This is a genomic window from Pseudomonas fluorescens, from assembly GCF_005938625.1.
GTDB lineage: Bacteria > Pseudomonadota > Gammaproteobacteria > Pseudomonadales > Pseudomonadaceae > Aquipseudomonas > Aquipseudomonas fluorescens_BD.
The window spans coordinates 161723-188684 of record NZ_VCNJ01000013.1 but is presented as its reverse complement, the minus strand read 5'-3'; the positions used below and the strand labels follow the sequence as shown (position 1 = coordinate 188684).

The 26962-nt window shown below is 59.4% G+C and carries 25 protein-coding genes; 11 read left to right on the top strand and 14 right to left on the bottom strand.

Features of this window, described 5'->3' with window-relative positions; translation table 11 throughout:
• The first annotated feature begins 111 nt into the window (after positions 1-111).
• A complete protein-coding gene (locus FGA82_RS10015) occupies positions 112-1038 on the top strand; it encodes a LysR family transcriptional regulator (protein ID WP_141126963.1) in 927 nt (308 codons plus the stop codon).
• On the opposite strand, the gene FGA82_RS10010 is transcribed toward FGA82_RS10015, so the two are convergent.
• From FGA82_RS10010 to FGA82_RS09985, 6 genes are all read right to left on the bottom strand, one after another.
• Positions 955-1272, bottom strand: a complete 318-nt coding sequence (locus FGA82_RS10010) for an AzlD domain-containing protein (RefSeq protein WP_007952614.1) — start codon at positions 1270-1272, stop codon at positions 955-957. The two genes, FGA82_RS10015 and FGA82_RS10010, sit on opposite strands and share 84 nt — an antisense overlap.
• Positions 1251-1967 (bottom strand): AzlC family ABC transporter permease, encoded by a 717-nt coding sequence (locus tag FGA82_RS10005; protein WP_141126962.1) that lies wholly within the window; start codon positions 1965-1967, stop codon positions 1251-1253. The genes FGA82_RS10010 and FGA82_RS10005 overlap by 22 nt, the downstream gene beginning before the upstream one ends.
• On the bottom strand, positions 1964-2341 hold the full coding sequence (locus tag FGA82_RS10000) for a GNAT family N-acetyltransferase (RefSeq protein WP_008080517.1): 378 nt from the start codon (positions 2339-2341) through the stop codon (positions 1964-1966). The genes FGA82_RS10005 and FGA82_RS10000 overlap by 4 nt, the downstream gene beginning before the upstream one ends.
• 79 nt (positions 2342-2420) lie before the next feature.
• Complete coding sequence (locus FGA82_RS09995; protein ID WP_116029292.1) at positions 2421-3167, bottom strand: 2OG-Fe dioxygenase family protein; 747 nt, start codon at positions 3165-3167, stop codon at positions 2421-2423.
• 232 nt (positions 3168-3399) lie between these two features.
• Positions 3400-4719 carry an OprD family porin gene (locus FGA82_RS09990; protein ID WP_141126961.1) on the bottom strand — a complete coding sequence of 440 codons (1320 nt, stop codon included), beginning with the start codon at positions 4717-4719 and terminating at the stop codon, positions 3400-3402.
• A gap of 296 nt (positions 4720-5015) precedes the next feature.
• A complete protein-coding gene (locus FGA82_RS09985) occupies positions 5016-5684 on the bottom strand; it encodes a DsbA family protein (RefSeq protein WP_141126960.1) in 669 nt (222 codons plus the stop codon).
• 255 nt (positions 5685-5939) lie between these two features.
• Here FGA82_RS09985 and FGA82_RS09980 point away from each other — a divergent pair, with 255 nt between their 5' ends.
• Positions 5940-8033, top strand: a complete 2094-nt coding sequence (locus FGA82_RS09980; RefSeq protein ID WP_141126959.1) for a TonB-dependent receptor — start codon at positions 5940-5942, stop codon at positions 8031-8033.
• Between the two features lie 186 nt (positions 8034-8219).
• Here FGA82_RS09980 and FGA82_RS09970 read toward each other — a convergent pair whose 3' ends face one another.
• The 4 genes from FGA82_RS09970 to FGA82_RS09955 form a co-directional block, all read right to left on the bottom strand.
• The gene (locus FGA82_RS09970; protein ID WP_141126957.1) at positions 8220-8432 is read right to left on the bottom strand and encodes a hypothetical protein; all 213 of its coding nucleotides are present in this window, start codon (positions 8430-8432) and stop codon (positions 8220-8222) included.
• 246 nt (positions 8433-8678) lie between these two features.
• Positions 8679-9785: an agmatine deiminase gene (gene aguA / locus FGA82_RS09965; RefSeq protein WP_038359875.1), complete on the bottom strand. Its 1107-nt coding sequence runs from the start codon at positions 9783-9785 to the stop codon at positions 8679-8681.
• Positions 9786-9790: 5 nt separating this feature from the next.
• The gene (gene aguB / locus FGA82_RS09960) at positions 9791-10669 is read right to left on the bottom strand and encodes an N-carbamoylputrescine amidase (protein WP_141126956.1); all 879 of its coding nucleotides are present in this window, start codon (positions 10667-10669) and stop codon (positions 9791-9793) included.
• Positions 10670-10974: 305 nt separating this feature from the next.
• Positions 10975-13887 (bottom strand): aminotransferase, encoded by a 2913-nt coding sequence (locus FGA82_RS09955; protein WP_141126955.1) that lies wholly within the window; start codon positions 13885-13887, stop codon positions 10975-10977.
• Positions 13888-14053: 166 nt separating this feature from the next.
• Between FGA82_RS09955 and rfbC the strand changes: the two genes are divergently transcribed.
• Genes rfbC through FGA82_RS09935 form a run of 4 tightly spaced genes read left to right on the top strand, consistent with a single transcriptional unit; the run spans position 14054 to position 18283 of the window.
• Positions 14054-14599, top strand: a complete 546-nt coding sequence (rfbC, locus tag FGA82_RS09950; protein ID WP_077570264.1) for a dTDP-4-dehydrorhamnose 3,5-epimerase — start codon at positions 14054-14056, stop codon at positions 14597-14599.
• A gap of 41 nt (positions 14600-14640) precedes the next feature.
• Positions 14641-16449, top strand: coding sequence for a sensor histidine kinase (locus tag FGA82_RS09945; protein WP_141126954.1), 1809 nt, complete (start codon positions 14641-14643; stop codon positions 16447-16449).
• Positions 16446-17831, top strand: coding sequence for a sigma-54-dependent transcriptional regulator (locus tag FGA82_RS09940; protein ID WP_141126953.1), 1386 nt, complete (start codon positions 16446-16448; stop codon positions 17829-17831). The genes FGA82_RS09945 and FGA82_RS09940 overlap by 4 nt, the downstream gene beginning before the upstream one ends.
• On the top strand, positions 17828-18283 hold the full coding sequence (locus FGA82_RS09935) for a YiiD C-terminal domain-containing protein (RefSeq protein WP_141126952.1): 456 nt from the start codon (positions 17828-17830) through the stop codon (positions 18281-18283). Before FGA82_RS09940 ends, FGA82_RS09935 begins: the two co-directional genes overlap by 4 nt.
• Before the next feature lie 204 nt (positions 18284-18487).
• Here FGA82_RS09935 and cysQ read toward each other — a convergent pair whose 3' ends face one another.
• Complete coding sequence (gene cysQ, locus FGA82_RS09930; protein WP_141126951.1) at positions 18488-19315, bottom strand: 3'(2'),5'-bisphosphate nucleotidase CysQ; 828 nt, start codon at positions 19313-19315, stop codon at positions 18488-18490.
• Positions 19316-19326: 11 nt separating this feature from the next.
• Positions 19327-19893, bottom strand: a complete 567-nt coding sequence (gene nudE, locus FGA82_RS09925) for an ADP compounds hydrolase NudE (RefSeq protein ID WP_141126950.1) — start codon at positions 19891-19893, stop codon at positions 19327-19329.
• A gap of 88 nt (positions 19894-19981) precedes the next feature.
• Here nudE and yrfG point away from each other — a divergent pair, with 88 nt between their 5' ends.
• Positions 19982-20644, top strand: coding sequence for a GMP/IMP nucleotidase (gene yrfG / locus FGA82_RS09920; protein WP_141126949.1), 663 nt, complete (start codon positions 19982-19984; stop codon positions 20642-20644).
• Between the two features lie 100 nt (positions 20645-20744).
• Here the strand turns inward: yrfG and lysM are convergent, their stop codons facing one another.
• Positions 20745-21185, bottom strand: coding sequence for a peptidoglycan-binding protein LysM (gene lysM / locus FGA82_RS09910; protein WP_064388966.1), 441 nt, complete (start codon positions 21183-21185; stop codon positions 20745-20747).
• A 141-nt stretch (positions 21186-21326) separates the two neighbouring features.
• Here lysM and FGA82_RS09905 point away from each other — a divergent pair, with 141 nt between their 5' ends.
• The 4 genes from FGA82_RS09905 (at position 21327) to FGA82_RS09890 (ending at position 26302) form a co-directional block, all read left to right on the top strand.
• On the top strand, positions 21327-22214 hold the full coding sequence (locus FGA82_RS09905; RefSeq protein WP_141126948.1) for a LysR family transcriptional regulator: 888 nt from the start codon (positions 21327-21329) through the stop codon (positions 22212-22214).
• 92 nt (positions 22215-22306) lie between these two features.
• Positions 22307-23146 carry a formate dehydrogenase accessory sulfurtransferase FdhD gene (gene fdhD, locus FGA82_RS09900; RefSeq protein ID WP_141126947.1) on the top strand — a complete coding sequence of 280 codons (840 nt, stop codon included), beginning with the start codon at positions 22307-22309 and terminating at the stop codon, positions 23144-23146.
• Positions 23143-25491 (top strand): FdhF/YdeP family oxidoreductase, encoded by a 2349-nt coding sequence (locus tag FGA82_RS09895; RefSeq protein WP_141126946.1) that lies wholly within the window; start codon positions 23143-23145, stop codon positions 25489-25491. The genes fdhD and FGA82_RS09895 overlap by 4 nt, the downstream gene beginning before the upstream one ends.
• Before the next feature lie 328 nt (positions 25492-25819).
• On the top strand, positions 25820-26302 hold the full coding sequence (locus FGA82_RS09890; RefSeq protein WP_016986401.1) for a glycine zipper domain-containing protein: 483 nt from the start codon (positions 25820-25822) through the stop codon (positions 26300-26302).
• 54 nt (positions 26303-26356) lie between these two features.
• Here FGA82_RS09890 and FGA82_RS09885 read toward each other — a convergent pair whose 3' ends face one another.
• Entirely contained in the window at positions 26357-26782 is a 426-nt protein-coding gene (locus FGA82_RS09885) for an acyl-CoA thioesterase (RefSeq protein ID WP_141126945.1), read from the bottom strand.
• Between the last annotated feature and the right edge of the window lie 180 nt (positions 26783-26962).

Here is a 26962-nt window from a genome sequence, read left to right as displayed (position 1 = left end):
CTACTAAACCCGCGACAACTATGCTCAGGTACAGGAATATAGCCAGCATATGGCGCCTGACCGGCAGTCTCGTAAACAACAATACCCAGCCCACTTCAGAGGGCATTACCCATGGATAGCAGAACCTTACGCAACCTCATGCGCATCGTGCAGACCGGCTCGTTGTCGGCCGCAGCCGAGCATTCGTGCCTGACTGTGCAGGCGTTGGCCGCGCAGTTGAACAAGGTCGAAGAACAGTTCGGTTTCCGCTTGTTTCGACGTTCCAACAAAGGGCTGACGCTAACGCCGCAAGGCACTGAGCTGACGCCGTATATGGACAAAGTGCTGATTGCCACGCGACAGATGGAAGAGAAAGTCGAGGCATTGAAAGTGCCGGGCCAGCGCACGTTGAAGGTTGCGTTGAACAACACTTTGTCCGCCGACTTCAACCGGCGAATGATCGGACGCCTGATCGAGGTGTTTCCCGATTATCAGATGGAATTCAGTTACGCCGAGTCGATGGAAAATCTCAGCAAGCTGAAGAATGAAGACTTCGATCTCGCGGTGCTGATCGGTCCGCAACGGCCGGGTTTGCCGAGCATTGTCTTGCCGGATGTGCAGGTACAAGTCGTCGGTGCGCATTGCGGGCAGGAGAACGATCCGCTGACGTTGCTGGGCAACAAGTTTCAGGTGCGTCCTGCGGAAGATTGTCCGTATTCCCACAGTTTCTTGCGTTTTCTCGACGCCGGGCTGGGCAATCACGAGAACGGCCAGCGCATGGTCTATTCGTGCAGTGAAACGTTGACGCTGTCGCTGATCACACAGATGGACGCGGTCGGCATGGTTTCGCGTGAGGCCGCGCAGAAGAACGGCCTGACGATTTTCCCCGGTTTCGAGGATTTCCTCGAAGTGCGCCTGGCGGTGAATAATCCGGAGTTGTCGAACCAGGCGTTGAGCGACGTTGTCGATCTGCCGCTACATGAACGAGCCGAGCGCAATGTACGCGGCCGTCCCAACCGCCACACTGAGAAAGAGGTTTTTGCTGAAATACGCACATAACAACGTCGGAATTGCGGCATAGAATTCCGGGCGATCGAGCTGTATGTGCTGATCCTTGATCAACAAGGGTGTCAGGCTGATCGCAGCGACGATCGCCACCGGCAAGTATTCCAGCGCCCGCGCAACAAACGGCGGCCAGTGCTCGGTATTGACTTGCAGTGGCAGCGCGCGTGGCAGAAAGGTCACAGCCATCATCAGCGCGACGACCAGAATCAGGAACGTTTGGTCAGGCATACACCCACTCCGCAGCCCACAAACGTGGCGATAAACACATTGAACGGCGAACTACCGACGAGGCTCAGCGCGCTCATGCACACCACGGCAGCGGCGGCGGCGATGAGTTTGTTGCGCGTGTTGCACAGCGACACCAGCACGTAGAGCATCATCGCCGTCAGAGCGTAATCGAGTTGATATTTGATCAGGTGCGCCGCGTACTGCGCGCAGACCGCGCCGAGCAAACCGCCGAGTACCCATGAGGTGTGGCAGAACAGGTTGAAGCCGATCAGATAGCGCACGTTGACCGGCGCACCCGTGCCGAGTTTGACGCTGTGGAACGCAAAGGATTCATCCGTCAGGCCACCGGCGTAAGCCCAGCGCTCCATGCGGCTCAAGCCGAGTGCGCGCAGGGCCTTGGCCATGTACACCGACATCAGCATATGCCGCGCGTTGATCAGGAACGTGGTCAGCACAATGGTGGTCAGCGAGGCGCCGCTGGAAATCAGCGCCAGCGCGGCGAATTGCGAAGCGCCGGCATACACGAACAAGCACATCGCCACCGGCAGCCACATCGGCAGGCCGGCGTTGACGGCCATCAGGCCGAACACGAATGACACCGTGAAGTAACCAGCGACCACCGGACTGGCTTCGGCAAACGTGCGCGACGGTTGATGGTTGACCATCAACGGCGCACTGCCGGACGTTTCATTCATAGATCCCTCTCAAATGTCCGTTCGCCATGGGGCTCGCAAAAACCCTGGGCAGTCCAAAAACGCTTGCCCGCGAGGTTAGCATCGTCGACGAACAGAAACATCCGTAACACCCCGACCCGTTTCATGTCGGACGACGCCGCTTCAACCAGCCGTTGACCGACACCCTGGCTGCGATAGCGCGGGCTCACGGCCAAATGGTTGATAGTGCCGCGACTGCCGAGCATACCGCCGAGCACAGCGCCGACGATTTCGCCAGCGACGTCGAAGGCGAGATAGGCCGTGGTGGTTTTCTGGATCAGCACGCCGCGCAGGCACTTGGCGTCCTGCCATTCGCAGAAGGACACTTCGTCGAACTGGCGGAAGAAGCGCTCCATGCGCTGCGCATCCTTGGCCGTGGCGCGTCGCAGCACCACCGGCGTCGAGCACTCGACGCCGTCGATTGGGGTGATCTGATTAGCGAACAATGTCGAAAGCGGTCCCGGGCCGCGAGAAGGAAATCGCCAGAATCTGCCGATACGCCATGGCATGGGTGTGATTGTTGCGCGCTGGTGTCACGTAGTGGCGCATGTCGCGGTCTAGGAAGTAAGTGGTGTCGAGAATTTCCTGGTAGGTGGTCGACGCCAATTGATGCTCGTGGATGTCGTACAGGCGACTCTCCGCGCCCTCGACATTGTTGCGGCCCCAGAAGTGCACACCGCTGAATGGATAGCCGTCGCAGTGAATGCCTTCAGGGGTGATTTCCAGTTGTTTGCCGGGTTTGATCTCGATACGGATCTGATGAATTTGGCATTGCCAGATTTCATCGTGCAGCTCTTCCGGCAGCACGCTTTTGTACACTTCGAAATCGGTGTCGATCAGGCTGCGCATCACCGGCGAAGTAATCACTTCATCGGAGAAGTCCTGGAAGTGCCGCACCAGGCCGCCGACATAGGCGTTGTTTTCCTTGGATTGCACATAGGCGCGATGCTCGAGTTGCTTCAGCTCGCGCGTCTTGGGGTTGTACTCGAAGTCGCTGTAACGACGGTAACGCATGCCGGCTTCGGCCTGACCGTAGTAGCTGTCAGGCTCCATGTTTTCCCAACTTTTGGTCAGTCTGACGAAGTCGGCAAAATGACCGTAGAGATTGAAGTCACCACCCTGGACGTTGACATATTTGTCGCGCCGTAGCGATTCGCCCACTTCTCTGTTCAAAACGATCATTACCAAATTCTCCGCTGCGTTGAGCGGCCTAATCTATTAGGTGGAGAATTTGCGTCCATGAGAAAGAATTTCAGGCATTTAAAGCCCTGTTTGAAACGGCGTTTGCAGCCACTTGAAAACAACTTTTACATGACAAAAACACGGGTTTTTTCCGGTTTTAGTCGAAAAACCGTCGAAAAAAAACCCCGAACCGGTCGGGGTTTTTCTCATGTTTCTTACACTTGATCAGGCATCAGAAGATGTTGATCGGGTAATCCACGAATACACGCAGTTCGTTACCGCTGACGTTGTATTCGCTGGATTTCTGCGAAACACGCAGGATCGAGCTACGCAGTTTCACGCTGAGGTCTTTGGCCGGGCCAGACTGCACGACGTATTTGAACTGGTTGAAGATCTCGCGCTCGGTGCCGCCTTCGCTGGTGGAGGTGGTGATGTTGTCGCCACGCACGTAAGCGAAGTTGTAGCTCAGACCCGGTACGCCAAAGGCGCCGAAATCCAGACCGTAGCCCAACTGCCAGCTGCGTTCGTCTTCAGCGTTGAAGTCGGACCAGTAGGAGTTGGCCAGGTAGATTGTGTTGCCGCCGTCGCCGACACGACCCTGTTCTTTCTGGTAGCCGCCGTAGGCGTAGCCCAGGTTGCTGTCGCCGGTGGAGCGTTGGTGCGCCACGGTGAACGAGTGTGGGCCAGTGGCGAACGTTGCAGCCAGGCTCCAGATCTTGTTGTCGCGACCGGTCACGATGCTCTCGCCCGGAACGGTGTTTTCGCGAACGTACGAGCTATCCAGCTTGGTGCGGTAGCCGTTGAAGTCCAGGGTCAGCGACTGATCCTTGTTGAACGGCAGCACGTAGTTGGCATTCACGTATTGTTTCTTCAATACGTCTTCGACGTCGGAAGCGTACAACGCGCCTTTGAAGTTCTCGGTGAACTGGTAGCTACCGCCCAATACGTTGATCGACTTCAGACCACCGCTGTCACGGCCTTCAGCGCTCTTGCGCGATTCGGCGGTGAAACGACCGGCGTTCAGCTCCAGACCTTTGATCTCTTTGGAAGTGATCAACGTACCGGTGTAGCTTTCCGGCAGCAGACGCGAGTTGTCGTAGTTCAGTACCGGCAAGGCCGGCATCTGGTCGCCGTAGGTCAGCACCGTATTGGAAATACGGAATTTGACGGCTGCACCGCCCTTGGACAGATCATTGGCCGCTTTATCACTGCCGCCAGGCGCGTGATCAGCTTGCTTGAAAAAGTCGATACCTTGCGCGCCGGTGCGACCTTCACCACCGTCCAGACGCAGGGCGTACAGACCGAAAGCGTCGACACCGACACCCACGGTGCCTTGGGTGAAACCGGACGAGAACGTACCGATGGCCGCTTGGCCCCACTCGGCTTTGTCCGGACGACCATCTTTGTAATCACGATTGATGTAAGCATTGCGCAGCAGCACTTTGAGGCTGCTGTCTTCGACAAAACCCTTGGACTCGGCCTGGTCGTTAGCCATGGCCTGAGTAGCGCTCAACATCCCCAATGCGATCAGACTGATTCGCTTGTTCAACATTTTGTTTTCCTTATTACGGGTTGAAACGCGCTGTGTCGAACGGCGGAAACGGCGCTTTTGCACTCTTTTATTCACCCCGAAACAAAAAGACCCGCCCACGACATGTCATGGCGGGCCTGCTCCTTATTTTGAGTCATGGCGGTTGGCCACAGGCGTTGGGCCGAATCGTAGCCGTGCCCTGAACAATGTGTCAATTTCAAGAATCGTCTTTAAATAGGTAAAAATCGTCTAAGAAACGTAAATTTTGCGCTGAGTCCTTGCTGGGAAATGCAAACAGTCAGTGAATCCAGCGCGTATCAGGCGCAACCATCGATAGAACAAAATGCAGAAGTTTCACCGGTTTCATCGAGGACGATTGCCTGTTGCAACCAATCGGCAAATGCTTGCGGCTTGCCCAGCCAGGGACTGATGTCGACCAATTGGAATGTCCCGTTCTGTTCCAGAGCCATTGTCGGAAAACCCTGGCCGCCCAGTTGAGCCAGAAACTGGCGACTGGCCTTTATGTGCCCCTCGCTGTCAACCGACTCCAGCGCAATGTGGAAATCTTCCTGCGCATAGCCCATCTGCACCGCCAATTCCAACAGCACGGCTGAATCAGCGATGCGTCGCCCTTCCACATAGTGCGCGGTCTGCAAACGCGCCAACATGCGCAGACCGCCTCGGTCGATGGCTTCGACCGCCATGACCGCAGCAATCGGTGGCGTCGAATCGAACACCGCCGAGTGATCGCGCAGCAAACCTTCGAAATATTCTTCGCCAAAAGGCTGGCCGGTGTACTCGGCAATGCGTCGGTCGTGGGGCATGACGTAATTGCGCAGTTGTGGAGAAACACGTTGGCGATTGGCACCACTCATCATGCCCCCGGCATGGGCGACCACTGGCAACACAGCCTGCGCCGCTTCTACCAGCGGCTTGGCGCCATAACACCAGCCACACAATGGGTCGTAGATGTAATGAAGAATCATGGGGAAAGCTCCGGCAAAAGTGAGAGAAATCGATGGCGGCAGATTAGTCCGCGCACTCATGCGGAAAAACGCCGGAATGGCTTTCAGTCTGTTTCATGAATTGGTCGAATTGGCCCAGCGGTCAGATTGTGTCGATTCGGACACAAATTGAAACAATCAGACAGGGGAACTTATAAGGAATAATTAACGGAAGTAAATGCAAAGCATTACCATTCGCGCGCTCAAATCCTTCCACACTTTCGGATGCGCTGTTCAATGCCTGCCCCGTTCCGTCTTACGCCCGTCACTCTTGGGCTTTCTGCTTTTCTGTCCAGCGGTTTTGCCTACTCCGCGACCGAGTTACCCGCCACCGCGATCAGCGCCGAAGCGCAAGCCGATGACCCACGGGTGAAGCTCAGCAGCACCGCGACCCGCACCTCGACACCCGTGCGCTACGTGCCGCAGGCGATCGATTCGATCAAGACCTCGAACGTCGCCAACTACGGCACCAACGATATTGGTGACGCCTTGAGCGGCATGCCCAACGTCAGCAGCAGCGCCGACACCCGCTTCGACAGCCTGCGCATTCGCGGCTTCGATGCCAGCAACGATTTCTATCTCGACGGCATCCGCGACGACAGCCAATACAAGCGCGATCTGCATAACATCGAACGCGTCGAAGTCCTTAAAGGCCCGGCCGCCGTGTTGTACGGGCGTGGCAGTCAGGGCGGGATCGTCAATCGCGTGAGCAAAATGCCGGAGTTCGGCCGTCGCTCGACCATCGAAGCCCAGGGTGGCAGCGAAGATTTGCGCAGTCTTTACGCCGACCTCAGTACTGACCCGAGTGAAAACATCAGCCTGCGCCTGAACATGGGCAACATGGATGAAAACAGCTTCCGTGATGGCGTCAGCGGTAATCGCCAACTGTTCGCGCCGTCGATGAGCTGGCAACTGACGCCGGACCTGAACTGGCTGGTGCAATACGAATACAGCCGCTACAACCGCACCCCGGATCGCGGCATTCCCGGCATTAACGGGCGCCCGGCGGATGTCGGTCGGGACACGACTTACGGCAACGATCACGACTTTATCGACGACAAGTCGCAATCGCTGCGCTCGAAACTCACCTACGAGATCAACGACAACTGGCAACTGCGCCAGACCCTCGGCGTGTTCAAGCTCGACAGCGATTTCGACAACACTTACCTCACCGGTTACACGCCGGCGACCAACAAGGTCACGCGTCAGCACTGGCAGCAGGATCTGACCACCCGCAACGTGTACAACAACATCGAACTGGAAGGCGGTTTCGATACCTTTGGTCTTGAGCATCGGCTGCTCACTGGCGTCGAGATCGGCAGTCAGCGCCGCGATCCGACGCTGTATAACGCCGCCACCGGCAGAACGCCGGGCGCGCAGCCGGTGCCGGCGCTCGACCTGTATAACCCGAACCGCGATCTGCGCCACACCGGCAGCATGCAGGTTTCCAGCAGCAGCCACACCGAAGTCGAAAGCCGTGCGGTGTACGTGCAGGACCAACTGCGCCTGAACGATCAATGGCAACTGCTGGGTGGTCTGCGCTACGACACCTTCGATATCGAGTCGACCAACAAGCTGCGAAACATTTCTGAAGATCGCGACAGCCACAGCACCAGCCCGCGCGTCGGCCTGGTCTGGACGCCGTTGCAGAATCACTCGTTCTACGCCTCGTGGTCGAAGACGTTTTCGCCAGTCGGCGGTGGTTTGATCGGCATCACCCCGGGTGCGGCCGGCAACACCAACGACCTCAGTCCCGAGCTGACCAAGCAAAAAGAGATTGGCGTGAAGAGTGACTGGCTCGATGACCGCTTGAGCACCACGCTGGCGATCTATGACCTGGAACTCTACAACCGCCGCACCACTGATCCGAACGACCCGACCCTGACCGTGATGTCCGGTCTGCAGCGTTCGCGCGGGATCGAGTTGACCGCCACCGGCAACATCGTCGGCAACTGGTACATGCGCGGTGGTGTCGGTATGCAGGATGCGAAGATCGAGAAGGACAACAACGGCCTCGAAGGCAAACGCATCAACAACGTTGCCAAGCACAACGGCAGCTTGTTCCTGACCTGGAAACCGGAAATGGGCTGGTACGGCGAAACCGGTCTGACCCTGGTCGGCCAGCGTTATGCCGATAACGCCAACACCACGGTGTTGCCGGGTTATGGTCGCTGGGATGCGCTGGTCGGTTACCGCTTGAAGGATTGGGACTTGCGCGCGGCGCTGAACAACATCACCGATCGCGAGTATTACGCGTCGGCGACCAGCCAGTATCAAATCCAGCCGGGGGCGCCGCGCAGCGTGGTGATGACCGGCACCTACAGTTTCTGATTTCATACACATCCTGTGGGAGCGAGCTTGCTCGCGAATGCGGTGGGTCATTCAACGACGATGTTGACTGACCGGACGCTTTCGCGAGCAAGCTCGCTCCCACATTGAATGGGTGTTCACAAAACAGTCGTGCATAAAAAAGCGCCGCCATCCCGGCAGCGCTTTTACCAATCCCTGTTGTTCTTCTTATCCTTCCATCACAGCCCACAACGCATCCAGTTCGGCCTCGCTGAACAGGCCAGCGGGGTAACGCTCGATCATCGTCCGGCGCGGATCAGGTTGCCTGATCTGACGCGTTCCATTGGACTTCAACCAGTGCGCGACAATCTGGAGCGATTCGCCGTTAACGGCCATGGGATGCAACGTCCGCTCGCTGACTACGTTCACTTCGGCGTTCATTTCAGCGCTCTCTCCCCGTTCATGAGCGGCTAAGTTATCCAAGGTTTATGACAGAACTGTTGAAGTTCTCCCCCCTCCCTAGTGCACGGGTGATGAATACAAGAGCTATGCCAATGTTTCTCTGTTGTCGACAAGTGGATACAAAGAAGCCCGCAATCCAACCGGGCTGCGGGCCTCTTTACATGCATAGCGAGCTAATCAATGCTCGACTGATTTGGTAATCAACTCAAGCTGTTACGACTCAACTCACTCTTTGTGCGGTGCGGGTTGCTGTTGGGTCAGGCAGTGGATATTGCCGCCACCCAGTAACAGTTCGCGGCCCGGCACCAGCACCACTTCGTGCTGCGGGAACAGCTTCTGCAGAATCTCTTTCGCCGGGGCATCCATCGGATCGTCGAAGCTCGGCGCGATGATGCCGCCGTTGACGATCAGGAAGTTCACGTAGGAACCGGCCAGACGCACGGACGGATTACGCTCCTGGGTACCGTCCACCGGATCGACACCGGCGCACTCTTCTTCAGTCGCGTACAGTGGGCCCGGGATCGGCATTTTGTGCACCGTGAACGGGCGACCCTTGGCATCGGTGCTGCTTTGCAGCACTTTCATCGCCGCCTGGCAGCGCGGGTAGTTCGGATCTTGCGGATCATCGGTCCACGCCAGCAGCACTTCGCCCGGACGCACGTAGCAGCAGAAGTTATCCACATGGCCGTCGGTTTCGTCATTGAACAAACCGTCCGGCAGCCAGATGATTTTATCCACAGACAGATTGGCGCTGAGTACCGCTTCGATTTCTTCGCGGCCCAGGTGCGGGTTGCGATTGCGGTTGAGCAGGCATTCTTCGGTGGTGATCAGCGTGCCTTCGCCGTCGACGTGAATCGAACCGCCTTCAAGCACGAAACCTTCAGTGCGGTAACGCGGGCTGCGCTCGATCTCGAGGATCTTGCCGCCAACCTGCGAATCACGATTCCACGGCGAATACAGACCGCCGTCGAAACCGCCCCAGGCGTTGAAATCCCAGTTCACACCGCGCACTTCGCCGCTGTTGTTGATGACGAAGGTCGGGCCGCTGTCGCGTACCCAGGCGTCATCGCTGGACATCTCGACCACGCGGATATTCGGCACATCGAGGCGGGCGCGGGCGTTTTCGTATTGGCCGGCGGAAACGGCAACGGTCACCGGTTCGAAACGCGCGATGGCTTTGGCCACCGCTGCGTGTGCGGCTTGCGCCGGTTTGCCGCCCAGACGCCAGTTGTCCGGGCGCTCGGGCCAGATCATCCAGGTCTGCGTTTGCGGCGCCCACTCGGCCGGCATGTGAAAGCCGTCGGCGCGTGGGGTACTTTTCAAGGTGGTCATCGGGATCAGGACTCCAGGGAACCGTCGAGGGTTTTCAACGCGCCGTACAGGTTCGGACGGCGGTCACGGAATGAACCCCACGCGCTGCGAATGTGTTCGAGCTCGTCGAGGTTGAAAGTGTGCACAAGAATACCTTCTTCGGTTTTATTCAGCTCCTGCACTTTTTCGCCGAACTGGTTGGCGATGAACGAAGAGCCGTAGAACGTGATGTCGTAGCCGTCCTGTTCTTCATTGCCGATGCGGTTGCTGGCGATCAGCGGCATCAGGTTGGCGCCGGCATGGCCCTGCTGCACACGCTGCCAGTGATCGCGCGACGAGATAGTCTTGTCGTGCGGCTCGCTGCCAATTGCCGTTGGATAGAAGAGGATTTCTGCACCTTGCAAGGCCATGCTGCGTGCGGCTTCCGGGAACCACTGATCCCAGCAGATGCCCACGCCGATCTTCGCGTAACGGGTGTTCCACACTTTGAAACCGGTGTCGCCCGGGTTGAAGTAGTACTTCTCGTGGTAGCCCGGGCCATCCGGGATGTGGCTTTTACGATAAATCCCGAGGTTGCTGCCGTCGGCGTCGATGATCGCGATGCTGTTGAAACGCGCGCGGCCGGCCAGCTCATAGAAGCTGATCGGCAGCACCACTTGCAGTTCTTTGGCGACTTTCTGGAAGTGCTTGATCGCGATGTTGTCTTCCACCGTCGTCGCCAGTTGCAGGTAGTCCGGGTTCGGCTTCTGGCAGAAGTACGGCGCCTCGAACAGCTCCTGGATCAGGATGATCTGCGCGCCTTTGGCGGCGGCTTCGCGCACCAGCCTTTCAGCGATTTCGAGGTTGGCGTGCAGATCCCACGAACAGGCCATCTGAGTGGCGGCGACGGTAACGATACGACTCATGAATCATCTCCGGGCAAGTGCTTTGACGGTCGACCATTCGACCGAAAAGAAAACGCGCGCACCGGACAGCGAGACGCCATGCCGGAGCAATGGCGACTTTATAGCCGATAAATATCGGCTTTAGAAGCTTGTTAAATGCCTTTCATCTAAATAAATTCAATAAAAGCCGATACAAATCGAATTAAAAACCCAAGACAAAATGTGGGAGCGAGCTTGCTCGCGAATGCGGTGTATCAGTAACTGCATAGGGGACTGACACATCGCTTTCGCGAGCAAGCTCGCTCCCACAGGGGATTGGCTTCGTTCTACAGACCTTCGCTGAGGACCTGATCGAGCATATCGACAAAGAAATCCACACTCTGACGCGACGTCACCATCGGTGGTTTGATCTTGAGAATATTCAGATCATCCCCGGTCGGCTGCATGAAAATCCCCAGCTCGCGCAAGCGATCACACAGCAGCGCGGTCTCTTCGGTCGCCGCTTCCAGCGTCTCGCGGTTACGGATCAGCTCAAGCCCCAGATAGAACCCGGAACCGTGCACCGCGCCCACCAGCGGATGTTTATCGATCAACGCTTCAAGCCGTGCCTTGAAGTGGCCACCGACCACCTGCGCGTTCTCCCAGAGCTTTTCTTCTTCCATGACATCGAGCACCGCCATGCCGATCTGGCAGCTCACCGGACTACCACCCGCTGACGAGAAGAAGTAACCTTCAGCCTCCAGCGCTTCGGCAATTTCCCGGCGAGTGATCACTGCACCGAGTGGCTGGCCGTTACCCATGCCTTTGGCCATGGTGATGATGTCCGGCACCACGCCCTGCTCTTCAACGCCCCAGAAAAATTTACCCATACGCCCATAGCCGACCTGCACTTCGTCGGCGATGCACACCCCGCCCTGCGCGCGTACCAAGGCGTAAACCTGTTTCAGGTAACCCGGCGGCAGCGAGATACCGCCAGCATTGCCGTACACCGGTTCGCAGATAAACCCGGCCAATTGGCGCTTCTGCTCGGCGAGTTTTTCCAGGTGATGCTCAACGCTGCGCAGATAATCCGGTGCCGAATCGACGCCACGGAACTCACCGCGATACATATTGGGCGCAGGCACCGGATGCACCCAGTCCGGACGGCTTTCCAGGGCTTTCGGGTTGTCGGCAATCGACGTCGACACCGCATCGGCGCCGACCGTCCAGCCGTGATAGGCCTCCAGCACGCTGATCATGTCGCGACCGCCGCTGTAGGCCCATGCCAGACGGATCGCCAGGTCATTGGCCTCGCTGCCGCTGTTAACCAGAAACACTCGATCCATGCCTTCCGGCGCCAGCTTCAGCAAGCGCTCGGAAAACTCGGCAACCGCCGCATAGTTGAACCGCGAGTTAGTGTTGAGCAGCGACCACTGACGCGCAGCCACAGCGGCCATGCGCGGATGACCGTGGCCGAGCACCGCGACGTTGTTGAGCATGTCCAGATAGGAGCGGCCCTGCATGTCGATCAGGTGATTGCGCCAGCCGCGTTCGATGCGCGGCGGGTCGACGTAATAGTGTTTTTGCGTGCGGGCGAAACTGGCATCGCGGCGTTCAAGCAGGGTTTTGCCATCCAGCTCCGGCTCGGCATCGCAGGCCAGCCCCAGCAACGCAGCAGGCGATGGACACAGTGCCTGCCATGCCGGCGCATGAGACGGCGTGCAAAACAACGGCGCATCGAGCTGCGCGCCACGGCACAACTGCACCCGCAACGGGCCGCTCACCGCGCCCAGCACCTGGCCTTTGACCAGCGCCGCGCCGCTGTGCAGCGAAGGTGTCACGCCCAACAGCCGCAGGCTGAGTTGCGGGCCATCCAGTTGCAGCACGCCGTCTGCCGCCTGATGCACGACGCCAGCGAACGGTGCCTCCACGGTGGCGCCATCGGGCACGCGCAATTCCACGTGCAGCGGGAATGTGTCCGGCTCTACGGCACTGTCCGGACGAGTCCGCGACAAACGGTACTGACCGTAACGACTCGCCGCCAGACCATGCACCGCAGCTGCTTCAGTCAGCAGGCGCTGATCGATACCCGCCTGCTCCCAGTTGCCGCCCTCGAAATGCGGACTCAGGACACCAAGATCAATCAGCGCAAATTCGCAACCGACCAGACCGGGCAGCAAGGGCGCAAAACCTTCGCTGTCGATCGCCGGCAATGCGTGACCGACGGCAGTGAGGATCGCCGCTTCCATCAGTGCCTGTGGCACCGATATCGCCACCCTGAAGATTTCCCACTCATGGCTGAGGTTGTCGCGGCTGTAAGTATTCGACGGGTCGATGCTGACCTGTTGCTCGCCACTGAGTACCAGCACCGCCGCGCGCGCGACGATCAATGGCCACAGCGCTTGCAGCTCTTCGTTTTGCAGCGGGTTGACCGCGTGATACGCCTGAACCGCCGGCAGGATGACAAACGGATCGCCACCGGCGTGATGCAGCAACGCCGCACAGGTCACCGACAGATCGGTGATGCGCCAGGTGCGCACCAGATCGCCGAAGTCGATCACGCCCTGCAATTGCCAGTGACGCTGGGCATCGCGCGCCCAGACGGCATTGTCATCGGTGATATCCATGTGGATCGCCTGTATCGGCAGCTTGCCCTGCAACGGCTGCAAACGGCGCTCGGCCTGTTTAGCCGCATCGGCAATCAATGCGCGTTGCTGCTCATCCTTGATCACCGGCAGCAGATGGCTGATCAGTGCACTGGCGTGGCGGGAATCCCACTGCAACGTGCGCTCAAGGCCCGGATGGTCGAACCCGGCCAGCGCCAGATCCATCTCACCGCAGAGCCGGCCGAACCCCGCTACAACGTCGCGTCCCAAGTGATCGAAATGCGTGAGCGGCTGGCCCTCGATGTAATCCAGCAGTCGCACATGGACGGCTTCGCCCCCAACCTCCAGTGACAGCAGATCCTCGCCGTTATTGGCCGCGATCACCCGGGGCACCGTCACCGCCGCGTGCTCGGCCAGGTACTTGAGGCCAGCATGCTGGGCTTGCAGCTCCACCAAGGCGTAATCGCCACGACAGATTTTCAGCACAAAGCGCCCGCGCGGACTGTCGACGCGAAAATTCAGATCCTGCTGACTGCCAAGGGCCTGCAACGTGCCGCTGAGGCCGTAATGCTCCGCCAGCCATTGCCGGGCCTGCTCGGCAGACACCTGCGGGCTGGGCAAACTGGCGCGATGAATCAACGTGGCGAGCGGCATGAAACGACCCCTGAAATTTTATTAGGCGCCTATATCGCCATTGCTGCGCTGTATCCGCAACCCCCAACCGCGTAAAGGCATCCGGGCTATTTGTCTTCCAGCACTCGCACCCTTCGGCACTTTGCGCAAGAATGTCGGCCATTCACACCTGCCTATGGAAATCCCCATGAATGTAATCACCACCGACCTGCCCGGTGTCCTGATCATCGAACCGAAGGTGTTTGGTGACGAACGCGGTTTTTTCTACGAGAGTTTCAATGCCAAGGCGTTTCAGGACGCTACCGGTCTGGACACGCAATTCGTTCAGGACAACCACTCGCGCTCGCAAAAAGGCGTATTGCGTGGCCTGCATTACCAGTTGCAAAACACCCAGGGCAAACTGGTCCGTGTGACGGTTGGCGAAGTATTGGATGTGGCCGTGGACATTCGCCGCAGCTCGCCGCATTTCGGCAAATCCGTAGCGGTACGTCTTTCTGCCGACAATCATCGTCAACTGTGGGTGCCGGAAGGTTTCGCCCATGGTTTCGTGGTGCTGAGCGAGTTCGCCGAATTCCTCTACAAGACCACCAACTACTACGATCCATCGTCCGAGCGCAGCATTCGTTGGGATGATCCCGCTCTGGGCATCGACTGGCAGCTGGACGAAGCGCCGAAGCTGTCCGCCAAGGATCAAGCCGCAGCGTTGCTCAAGGACGCTGACGTGTTCGCCTGAGCCTAGGCATAATGCGCCTGACAACTCAGGCGCATCGGCTCATGAAACCAACCCTCCCCCGCAGACCTCGCTGGCGCAGCCTCGCCCTGCTGGCCCTGTGTCTGGCGCCGCTGCTGTGGCCGCTGGAACATCTTGCCGAGCGCTATTACCGCAGCGAACTGGCCGGGCAGAACCGCCAGACCCTCGATCTGTACGTCGCCAACCTGCTGGGCACTCTGCACCGCTATGAAGTGTTGCCACAGATTCTCGGCGACCTGCCGGCCCTGCGCTCGGTACTCGGCGCGCCGGACGACGGCGTCAGCCAAGGCAATGCCAACCGCCTGCTGAAGAACATCGCAGCACAGACCGGTGCCGAAGTCATGTACCTGATGGACACCAGCGGCCAGACGCTGGCGGCGTCGAACTGGGACAAGCACGACAGCTTTGTCGGTCGCAACTTCTCGTTCCGCCCGTATTTCAGCGAAGCCATGGCCGGACGTCTCGGGCGCTTCTTCGGCCTCGGCACCACGTCGGCCAAGCGCGGTTATTTCTTTGCCGCCGCCGTGCGTAACGGCGAAAAAATCATCGGCGTGCTGGTGATCAAGGTCGACCTGGATCACACCGAAAGCCTGTGGGGCAAAACTCCGGAGCAACTGCTGGTGACCGACCACAACGGCGTGGTCATCCTCACCTCGCGTCCGGAATGGCGCTTTCGCTCGACCCGCGACTTGAGCGACGGCGAACGCTCAGCGATCACCGCCATCCAGCCCTACCCGACCCGTGAACCGCGCCCATTGAACCTCAGCCCCAGCGCTTGGCTGATCCAGACCCACGACATCGCCGAAACCGGCTGGAGCGTGAGTATCCTTGCCCCGCGCACGCTGATCGACCGTCCGGTGCGCACCGTAGTGGCCATCGGCGGCGCCACGCTGTTGGTGGTGATGTTGTTGCTCGGTCTGATGATGCAGCGCCGTCGGCATTATCTGGAACGCATCGCGTTCGAGGCCAAGGCGCGCCGCGAACTGGAAGGCCGCGTCGCCGAGCGCACCAGCGACCTCGAAGGTCTCAACCGGCGTTTGAAGGAGGAGGTGCTGGAACGTGAACAGGCCCAGCAGGAGCTGGTGCGCGCCCAGGATGACCTGGTCCAGGCCGGCAAGCTGTCGGCGCTGGGGACCATGTCAGCGAGCATCAGCCACGAACTCAATCAGCCGCTGGCGGCGATCCGCAGCTACGCGGAAAACGCCGAAGTACTGCTCGATCATCAGCGCACCGACGACGCTCGCGGCAACCTCAAACTGATCAGCGAACTGACCGGACGCATGGCATCGATCATCGCCCACCTGCGCGCCTTTGCCCGCCGCGATCGCCACGCCCCGGAAAGTGTTGCCCTGCAACCGGCTCTCGACGATGCCTTGGCACTGCTGGCCAAACGGCGCCGGAGCATGGAGGTCGAGCTGATCCGCGATCTGCCCGCCGCCACGCTGTGGGTCGAGGCCGGGGAAACGCGTCTGCGCCAGGTGCTTGGCAATCTGCTGGCTAACGCCCTCGACGCGCTCACCGAAAAAGGCCCGCCGCGCAAACTGTGGCTGAGTGCCGAATACACCACCGAGGGCGTCAATCTGTACATTCGCGACAACGGCCCGGGGTTTTGCATGGAAGCCCTCGGCCGCGCCAGCGAGCCCTTTTACACCACCAAGACCCGCACTCAGGGCCTTGGCCTGGGGCTGGCCATTTGTGAAACGCTGATGCGCGCCTTCGGCGGTGAACTGTCGTTCGCCAACCACAAGCAAGGTGGCGCTTTGATTACCCTGCGGCTGCGCGCCGGTGCGCCCGGGGTCAGCCTGCAACCGTCCGAGGATCGAAGTGCATGACCATCGACAATCGCATTCAGGTGGTGTTGATCGACGACGATCCGCACCTGCGTCAGGCCCTCGGCCAGACACTGGATCTGGCCGGTCTGAAAATTCTGCCGCTGTCCGAAGCCAAGGGCCTGGCCGCACAGCTTGAACGCGACTGGCCGGGCGTGGTGGTGAGCGACATTCGCATGCCGGGTATGGACGGTTTGGAATTGCTCAGCGAATTGCACGCGCAGGATCCAGAGCTGCCGGTATTGCTGATCACCGGCCACGGCGACGTGCCGCTGGCGGTGCAGGCCATGCGCGCCGGCGCTTATGACTTTCTCGAAAAACCCTTCGCCAGCGACGCGCTGCTCGACAGCGTGCGCCGCGCTCTCGCCTTGCGCCGGCTGGTGCTGGACAACCGCAGCCTGCGCCTGGCCCTCAGCGACCGAAATGAACTGAGCGCGCGTCTGGTCGGCCATTCGACGCCGATGCTGCGTCTGCGCGAACAGATCGGCGCGCTGGCCGCGACCAAGGCTGACGTGCTGATCCTCGGCGAAACCGGCGCCGGCAAAGAAGTCGTCGCCCGTGCGCTGCACGATTTATCCAGCCGCCGTAACGGCCCGTTCGTGGCGATCAACGCCGGCGCACTGGCCGAGTCGGTGGTGGAAAGCGAACTGTTCGGCCACGAGCCCGGCGCTTTTACCGGTGCGCAAAAACGCCGCATCGGTAAATTCGAATTCGCCAATGGCGGCACGCTGTTTCTCGATGAAATCGAAAGCATGAGCATGGACGTGCAAGTGAAACTGCTGCGCATGTTGCAGGAGCGCGTGGTCGAACGGCTGGGCGGCAATCAACTGATCCCGCTGGACATCCGCGTCATCGCCGCGACCAAGGAAGACCTGCGTCAGGCCGCCGATCAGGGCCGCTTCCGCGCCGACTTGTATTACCGCCTCAACGTTGCGCCACTGCGCATTCCGCCACTGCGTGAACGTGGCGAAGATGCGCTGGTGCTGTTCCAGCATTACGCCGATGAAGCCAGCGCCCGCCACGGCCTGCCGCCCCACGAACTGCAACCGGCACAACGCGCCTTGCTACTGCGCCACACCTGGCCGGGCAACGTGCGCGAACTGCAGAATGCCGCCGAACGCTTTGCTCTTGGACTGGAACTGGCGCTGGATAACAGCGGCGCTGAAGGCACTGGCATCGCCAGCGTCGAAGTCATCAACGGTGGCCTCAGCGAGCAAGTGGAAAACTTCGAAAAATCATTGATCGCGGCCGAACTGGCGCGCTCCCACAGTTCGGTGCGCAGCCTCGCCGAAGCCCTGGGCATTCCGCGCAAGACCCTGCATGACAAGTTGCGCAAGCATGGCCTCAACTTCGGCGACAGCAGCGTTGGGGACGAGAACGAATGAGTACAGACAGTCGCTATCTGGAGTCCGTGCTCCATCACGATATTCCACTGACCCGCAACATGGGCCTCAAAGTGCTCGACTGGCGCGAGCAGCAATTGAGTCTGCATTTACCGCTGGATCCGAACGTCAATCACAAGAGCACCATGTTCGGCGGCAGTCTTTACTGCGGCGCGGTGCTGGCGGGTTGGGGCTGGTTGCATTTGCGTTTGAAAGAAGAGGGAATCACCGACGGGCACATTGTGATTCAGGAGGGGCGGATCAGTTATCCACTGCCGGTGACCAGCGATGCCGTGGCGATGTGTCCGGCGCCGGATGCGGCAGTGTGGAAGAAGTTTCTGGCGATGTATGGGCGTTATGGGCGGGCGCGGTTGATGCTCGATACGCGGATCGTCAATCAGGGAAGCGAAGATGACGCCGTGATATTTACCGGACAGTACGTTTTGCACCGCTGAAAATCAAAAGCCCCTCACCCTAGCCCTCTCCCAGAGGGAGAGGGGACTGATTGGGGGATGCTTCAGAGGTACATCGACCTGAAGGCGCTTCACTGAATCCATAATCGACCCAATCTTTCAGGTCGATGTGTGATGCAAGACAACTCGGTCGGCTCCCTCTCCTGGGGGAGAGGGCTTGGGTGAGGGGATGCCGGATCAGCCCACTTAACCCCGAGCCAACTCCAACAGTCTGGAACGCCAGGCCGCCTTCGCCGGCAGCGCCAAAAAGAACTCGTTCAACAGCGATTCCCGCGCCGGATAGCAGAACGCTTCCCCGCGCAGATCCAACACCTCGCCGCCAGCCCCTTCCAGCACACCTTGCGCCGCCGCCGTGTCCCACTGCGAAGTCGGCGCCAGGCGCGGATAGCAATCCGCCGCGCCTTCAGCCAGCAGGCAGAATTTCAGCGAGCTGCCAATATTCGCCAATTGCAACTCGCCCAGACTCGCACTCAACCCTGCCAGCAAGCGCTCCTGTTCGGGACTCGAATGCCGACGGCTGGCCACCACGGTAAACGCCTCTCCCGCCCCCGGCACATCACGCACCTGAATCGCAACCGGCGTGCCGCCCTCGTCGCAGCGCCATGCGCCAAGCCCGGCGCCGCCAACGTAAAAGCGACCATTGGTCGGCATCGACACCACGCCAAACACCACTCGACCGTTTTCGATCAGCGCGATGTTGACGGTGAACTCTTCACTGCCGCTGATGAACTCCTTGGTGCCATCCAGCGGATCCACCAACCACCAGCGCTGCCAGCCGGCACGTACGCTTTGGGGTATGTTGGCGTCCTCTTCCGATAACACCGGAATGCTCGGATCCAGCGCCGTCAACCCGGCGACAATCAGGTGATGCGCGGCCAGATCCGCCGCCGTCACCGGCGAATCATCGGACTTGGCCGTGACTTCAACGCCGGAGCGCCAGAACGGCAAAATCGCCTCGCCGGCCTGCAATGCCAGCTCAACGACCGGTGCCATCAACGGATGGGGAAACTTCATCGATATCTCACTCATGCTGGAAAGAACCCGCGTTGGGTCAGCAGATCGCGGGTCAAATACAGTGCAGCCAGGGCGCGACCTTCAGAGAATTGAGGATCAAGCGCCAGCGACGACAGTTCGCGCAGGTTCACTTTATCGACACGCATCGGCTCAGGCTCATCACCTTCCAAACGTTCTTCGTACAAATCAGTGGCCAGGACCACCTGAATTTTCTGGCTCATGTAACCGGGCGACAGCGACAGCTCGGTCAGATGTTCCAGTTGCCGCGCGCCAAAACCGGCCTCTTCCTTGAGTTCACGTTCGGCCGCTGCCAACACATCCTCGCCCGGTTCGATCAAACCTTTGGGCAGGGACAACTCGTATTCGTCAGTGCCGCCACAATACTCTTCGACCAACACCGCGTGCTCGGCATCCAGCATCGCCACAATCATGACCGCGCCGTAGCCCGCACCTTTGCCGACCAGACGTTCGTAAGTGCGTTCCACGCCGTTGGAAAAGCGCAGCTTGAGTTCTTCGACGCAAAACAGGCGACTGGTGGCGACGATCTCGCGGGCAAGTACGGTGGGTTTCTGGCGCATGCAAAGCTCCTTGACGTGAACGCGCTACTATAACGCGGCTTTCCCGATTGTTTATGTCGGATATCTTTCTACCGTTCGAGACGTTGCCATGCCTTCATTACCGTGGTCCGACATCGATACCGTTCTGCTCGACATGGACGGCACGCTGCTGGATCTGCATTTCGACAATCACTTCTGGCTGGAACACCTGCCGCAGCGCTACGCCGAACTGCACGGGGTCAGCCGGGCTATGGCCGAGATGGAATTGCAACCGCTATTCGAACGCCACGCGGGTCAGTTGCAGTGGTATTGCCTGGATTTCTGGAGTGCCGAACTGAAGTTGTCGGTGCGCGATTTGAAGCTCGAAACCGCGCACCTGATCGCCCTGCGGCCGGATGCCGATACGTTTCTGGCGGCGATCAAACGCGCCGGCAAACGGGTGATCATGATCACCAACGCGCACCGCGATTCACTGTCGTTGAAGCTGGAACGGATTGAGCTGGCGCCGTATTTCGAACGGCTGATCAGCTCGCATGATTACGGTTATCCCAAGGAGAATCCGCAGTTCTGGGATGCCTTGCAGGCGGACATCGGGTTTGATCCGGCGCGCAGTCTGTTTATCGACGATACCTTGCCGATTCTGCGCAGTGCACGGGATTTTGGCGTGGCACATTTGCTGGCGGTGAAAGAGCCGGACAGTCGCAAGGGGCCAAAGGACACGGCTGAGTTTGCGGCGGTTGAGGATTATCGCAATCTGATCGCTGGTCTTTGATCTTTGTAGGAGCTGCCGAAGGCTGCGATCTTTTGATCTGGTTTTTAAAAATCAAAGTCAAAGGATCGCAGCCTGCGGCAGCTCCTACAGGTGTTTTGTGTTACTCAGGAATACGCAGAGTCTGCCCCGGATAGATTTTGTTCACATCCTTGAGCATCGGTTTGTTGGCATCGAAAATTTTCTGATACTTGTTGGCATCCCCGTACACACGCAGAGAAATAGCGCTGAGGGTGTCACCCGACTTGACCACGACAAATTGTGCGGCAGTGACAACCGGGCCACTCACAGTAATCTGGTCATCCACGCTGCCAACCCCGGCAATATTGCCCACCGCCAGCAAAATCTTCTCTTTCTCTTCCTGACTCGCGACTTCACCGGTGACGGTCACTTTGTCGCCATCCACCGTTGCCTGCACATTCGGATTGCCCAGGCCGACCTTGCTGATGTGTTCCTTCAACTGCTCACTGGCATTGGCGTTACCCGGGGTCAGAAGATCGAGCAGCTTTTCACCGGCTTCTTTTACAAAACTTAAAAGACTCATCGTGGTTCTCTCCATGGAATAAAGGGTCAGTCGTCCAAGCCTAGACCACCGCAGACAAACCCGGTTCCAAGCCGACCAATGACCCTGTCTCTGCCCAAGCGGTAGAATCGCCCACCCCGCCAACAAAGCTTCGGAGCGAAGATGGACATCAAGCAGCTGAAATTCCTCATCGCCCTCGACGAAACCCGCCACTTCGGCCAGGCCGCCGCGCGTTGCCACATCACTCAACCCACCCTGTCGATGCGCCTGCGCAGCCTCGAAGAAGAGCTCGACCTGCCGCTGGTCAACCGTGGCCAGCGTTTCGAAGGTTTCACCGCACCGGGCGAACGCGTGCTGGCGTGGGCACGTTCGGTGATGGCGGCCTATGACGGTTTGCACGCGGAAGCAGCGGCGTGTCGCGGCAATCTGATCGGCACGCTGCGACTGGGCGTGGTGCCGCTGTCGAGTTTCGATCCGCTGCCGGTGATGCAGCGCCTGCATGCCGCACACCCGAACCTGCGTTTTGAAATGTCAGCGCTAAGCTCCGAGCAAATTCTTGAGCATCTAGCGAACAACCGCATCGACATCGGGGTTTCTTATCTCGACCGACTGGATCACGAACGCTTCGAATCACTGGCATTCCACGAAACCCGCATGGGCCTGCTGTACGACCAGCGCACTTTTACCTTCGGCGAAGCTCCATTGAGCTGGGAGTCGCTGATTGAGCTGCCCTTGGGCATGCTCACCAGCGGCATGCATTTCCGTCAGTCCATCGACCACAACTTCCACAGCCGTGGCCTGACCCCGCAACCGTTGCTGCAAACCGATGCCGTCCATCAATTGTTACAAGCTGTGCACGGCGGTTTTTGCTGCGCGATCATGCCGCTGGACGGTGGGTTGGAAAAACTCACCGATCACCTGCGCCTGCAACCCATCGAAAACGCCCAGACCCTCGCGCCGTTGGGCCTGATCATGCGTCGCGGTGCCCCGCGCTCGGCGCTGGCCGAGGCCTGTTTCGCGCTGTATCGGGAATCACCAAAAGCCTCTTGATCGACGGCATCTATCGATAGATCGACAGTAGCGATTAGACGCGACAACTTGCCGCGCCTAGTCTTAACGTTGATCAAACCGTCGGTGATGCCATGAACGCCAAGCGCCCAGCCTGCGCGGCGCCAGCAATCGAAACGCCCGCGCCTGCCGCCAGCCAGACCTACAGTTACAGCGATTTACCCCGCGAGGAATCGGCCAGCACTGCGCTTGCCGAGGAAGTCGCGTTGGCGATCGCCTACAACGGCATCAGTCAGGCGGTGATGCTGGTGACACCGACCGACCTGGAAGACTTCATCGTCGGCTTCAGCCTCGGCAGCGGCATCATCGAAGACGCGACCGACATCTATGACCTGCAACTGACAGGCGCCGGCTCGGCGCAATACGCGCAAGTGACCATCGCCAACCGTGCGTTCTGGAATCTCAAGCAACAGCGCCGGCAAATGGCGGGCACCAGCGGTTGCGGATTGTGTGGCGTCGAAGCGGTGGAGCAGGCGTTGCCTGATCTGAAAGTGCTGCCCGGCGCGCCGTTGCCACCGATTGAATGGCTTGATGGTTTGCGTCAGCGCATCAGTGCGTTTCAGCCTTTGGGCCAGTACTGCGGCGCGGTACACGCGGCAGTGTTCATGAACGCCAGCGGCGAATTGCTGCTCGGTCGCGAAGACATCGGCCGGCACAACGCCCTCGACAAGCTGATCGGTGGACTGATCCGCCAGAAGATATCCACAGAAGGCGGCCTGGCGATTGTCACCAGTCGTTGCAGTCTCGAATTGATCCAGAAAGTCTTGCGTGCCGGCATCCAGACCCTGGTCAGCCTGTCCGCACCCACAGGCCTTGCCGTGCAATGGGCCCGTCGACACAACCTCAATCTCATCCACCTGCCGCAGAAAAGTGCGCCGCGGGTGTATAGCCCCGCGATGGAGAATCAAGCGTGAGCCAACATCATCAAGCCGACCAGAAACCTGTCCCGCGCTACAAGCCTTACAAAGGCGCCGCCGGCGGCTGGGGTGCCCTGATCAGTGTGGCCCAGGCCTGGTTGACCAGTGACAACGCGCTGAAAAACCTGCGCATGATGCTCAAGACCAACCAGAACGGCGGCTTCGACTGCCCGGGTTGTGCGTGGGGCGACTCGCCGGAAAGCGGCATGGTCAAGTTCTGCGAGAACGGCGCCAAAGCGGTGAACTGGGAAGCCACCAAGCGCCGCGTCGATGCCAAGTTCTTCGCCAAGCACAGCGTCACTTCGCTGCTGGAGCAGAGCGATTACTGGCTCGAGTATCAGGGTCGCCTGACCGAGCCGATGGTCTACGATGCCGAAACCGATCGCTACAAGCCGATCAGTTGGGACGACGCCTACACCCTGATCGCCAAGCACCTGCAAAGCCTGCCGAGCCCGGACCTGGCCGAGTTCTACACCTCTGGTCGTGCCAGCAACGAAGCGGCTTATCTGTACCAACTGTTCGTGCGCGCTTACGGCACCAACAACTTCCCTGACTGCTCGAACATGTGCCACGAAGCCAGTGGTGTCGCCTTGGCGCAGAGCGTTGGCGTCGGCAAAGGCACCGTGACCTTTGACGATTTCGAACACGCCGATGCGATTTTCGTCTGGGGCCAGAACCCCGGGACCAACCACCCACGCATGCTCGAACCGCTGCGTGAAGCGGTGAAACGCGGCGCGCAAGTGGTGTGCATCAACCCGTTGAAAGAGCGTGGACTGGAGCGTTTTCAGCACCCGCAACACCCGATCGAAATGCTCACCAACGGCGACAAGCCGACCAACACCGCCTACTTCCGTCCAGCACTGGGCGGTGACATGGCGCTGCTGCGCGGCATGGCCAAGTTCCTCCTGCAGTGGGAGCGCGATGCGCAGAAGGCTGGCGAACCTGCGGTGTTCGATCACGACTTCCTCAACGCCCACAGCGCCAACGTCCTCGAGTACTTGGGCGTGGTCGATGACACGCCGTGGGAACAGATCGTCGAGCAATCGGGCCTGACTCTTGTCGAGATTGAGCAAGCCGCGCGCATGTACGCCAAAGGCAAAAACGTGATCATGTGCTGGGCGATGGGCATCACCCAGCATCGCCATTCGGTGCCGACCATCCAGGAAATATCCAACCTGATGCTGCTGCGCGGCAACATCGGCAAACCCGGTGCTGGTCTGTGCCCGGTGCGCGGCCACAGTAATGTGCAGGGCGACCGCACGATGGGCATCAACGAGCGTCCGCCGGTGGCGTTCCTTGATTCGCTGGAACGCCGCTTCCAGTTCAAGGTGCCACGCCACAACGGCCACAACGTGGTTGAAGCAATTCACGCAATGGCCGAAGGCCGCGCTAAAGTCTTTATCGGTCTGGGCGGCAACTTCGCCCAGGCCACGCCGGACAGCCCGCGTACATTCGAAGCACTGAGCAATTGCGACCTGACCGTGCAGATCAGCACCAAACTCAACCGTAGTCACTTGGCTCACGGCAAAGACGCATTGATCCTGCCGTGCCTGGGTCGTACCGACATCGACATCCAGACCGAAGGCCCGCAAGCGGTCACCGTGGAAGACTCGTTCAGCATGGTTCACGCCTCCAACGGTCAATTGCAGCCGCTGTCGAACCAGATGCGCTCCGAACCGTCGATCATCGCCGGCATCGCTGCCGCAACTCTGGGCAGCAAACCGGTGGACTGGAACTGGCTGGTGGCCGATTACGGGCGCATCCGCGAACTGATCGCCGACACCATTCCCAACTTCAAAGAGTTCAACGAGAAGATCAAGAACCCGGGCGGTTTCTACCTGGGCAACAGCGCTGGCGCGCGCAAGTGGAATACGCCGTCGGGCCGGGCCAATTTCCGCGCCAATATGCTGCCGAAAGATCTGGTGCACGAGCGCACCCGCGCCACCGGGCAACTGCCAGACCTGATCCTGCAATCGATGCGCTCCCACGATCAGTACAACACGACGATTTATGGTCTCGACGACCGTTATCGCGGGGTCAAGGGCCAGCGTGATGTGTTGTTTGCCAATGAGGCGGATATCATTCGTCTGGGCTTCCGTCCGGGGCAGAAGGCCGACATTGTTTCGATATGGGACGATGGTCGTGAGCGTCGGGTGAAGGGCTTCACGCTGTTGGCGTTTGATATCCCGGCCGGGCAAGCGGCGGCGTATTACCCGGAAGTGAATCCGCTGGTGCCGCTGGAAAGCACCGGAGATGGCAGCCATACGCCGACGTCAAAGTTCATTGCGATTCGGCTGGAAGCGGCGAGTGAGACTGGGTTGATCATGGCCAAGTCTGCTTAACACGGCGCTTGGATCGGCCCCTTCGCGAGCAAGCTCGCTCCCACATTGGACTGCATTTCAAATATGGGAGCGAGCTTGCTCGCGAAGGCGGTGGGACATTCAATAAATTTCTTCCCGCTCGCACTTTTCAACCGCCCACAAAAAAGGCCGCTTTTTCACAAAAGCGGCCTGTCCGAAGTAGCTAAAGACCGGCGAAAAACGGTTAAGTTCCGGTGAAAAAACAGCAACTTGCAAAATTGTATACAAGTCGTGTTATTCGTCGGATTTCGATTGTCACGCTTGTTACACAGCCTCAGGATCGGCGCCGTCATCCCTTTGAGGCTCCTCTATGAAGTTCTCCTCGATTCTCTTGTTGTCCCTTGGCCTGGTCAGTGGCTTTGCGTCTGCTGGCGGCACCACCGAAGCAGGTGTGGGCGGCGCATTGGGCGGGGTTCTTGGCTCGGTCGTCGGTCAGTCTTTAGGCGGCAATACAGGTTCCACCATCGGCGCAGCCCTGGGCGGCGCGGGTGGTAGTGCGGTCGGCGCCGACAAACGCAGCCGTGGCGAAGCCGCCATCGGTGGTGCGCTGGGCGCAGCCGGCGGCAACGTAGTCGGCCGCAGCATGGGCGGCACCACCGGCAGCCTGATCGGCTCCGCAGCAGGTGGCGGCGCCGGTGGCGCGCTGGGCAACTACATGGGCAACAAGAGCGATGACGACGATCGTCGTTACGACCGTCGCCATGATGATCGTCGCTACTACCGCGACGACCACCGTGGTCGCGGCCATGCCTATGGCCACCGCAAGCATCACAAGTACTATCGCCACCGTTAATGTGAATGCTTGAACAAAAATCGCAGCCCGAGGGCTGCGATTTTTTTTGCCTTCTTACACCACCAGAGATTCCAGTGCCTGCCGCAGTTCGGCAGGAATCGGCACAGGCTGATTACTCGCCCGATCGACGAATACGTGAACGAAGCGCCCGGCCGCACAAGCCTCGCTTTCGCCGACCTTGAACACCGCCAGTTCGTATTGCACCGAACTGTTGCCCAGCTTACCGACGCGCAAACCGACCTCGACCAGATCCGGGAAGGCGATCGAGGCGAAGTAATCACACGCCGAACTGACCACAAACCCCACAACCTCACCATCATGGATATCCAGACCACCGACCTGTATCAGGTAAGTGTTCACCGCCGTATCGAAGAAGCTGTAATAGGTGACGTTGTTGACGTGACCGTAGGCGTCGTTGTCGTGCCAGCGTGTGGTGATGGGCTGGAAGTGTGGGTAGTCGGTGCGCTGAGGGGTAGACATGGTTGGGCTGATTCTCTTGTGTTTTCAGTGAGGCCGCTTGCCCTCACCCTAGCCCTCTCCCAGAGGTAGAGGGGACTGACCGAGGTGTTCTCTCGAAATACACCGACCTGATCCTTTCGAGTCGAACTCAAATGCTGAAACCCACGCAGATCGGCTCCCTTCCCCCTCTCCCCCCTGGGG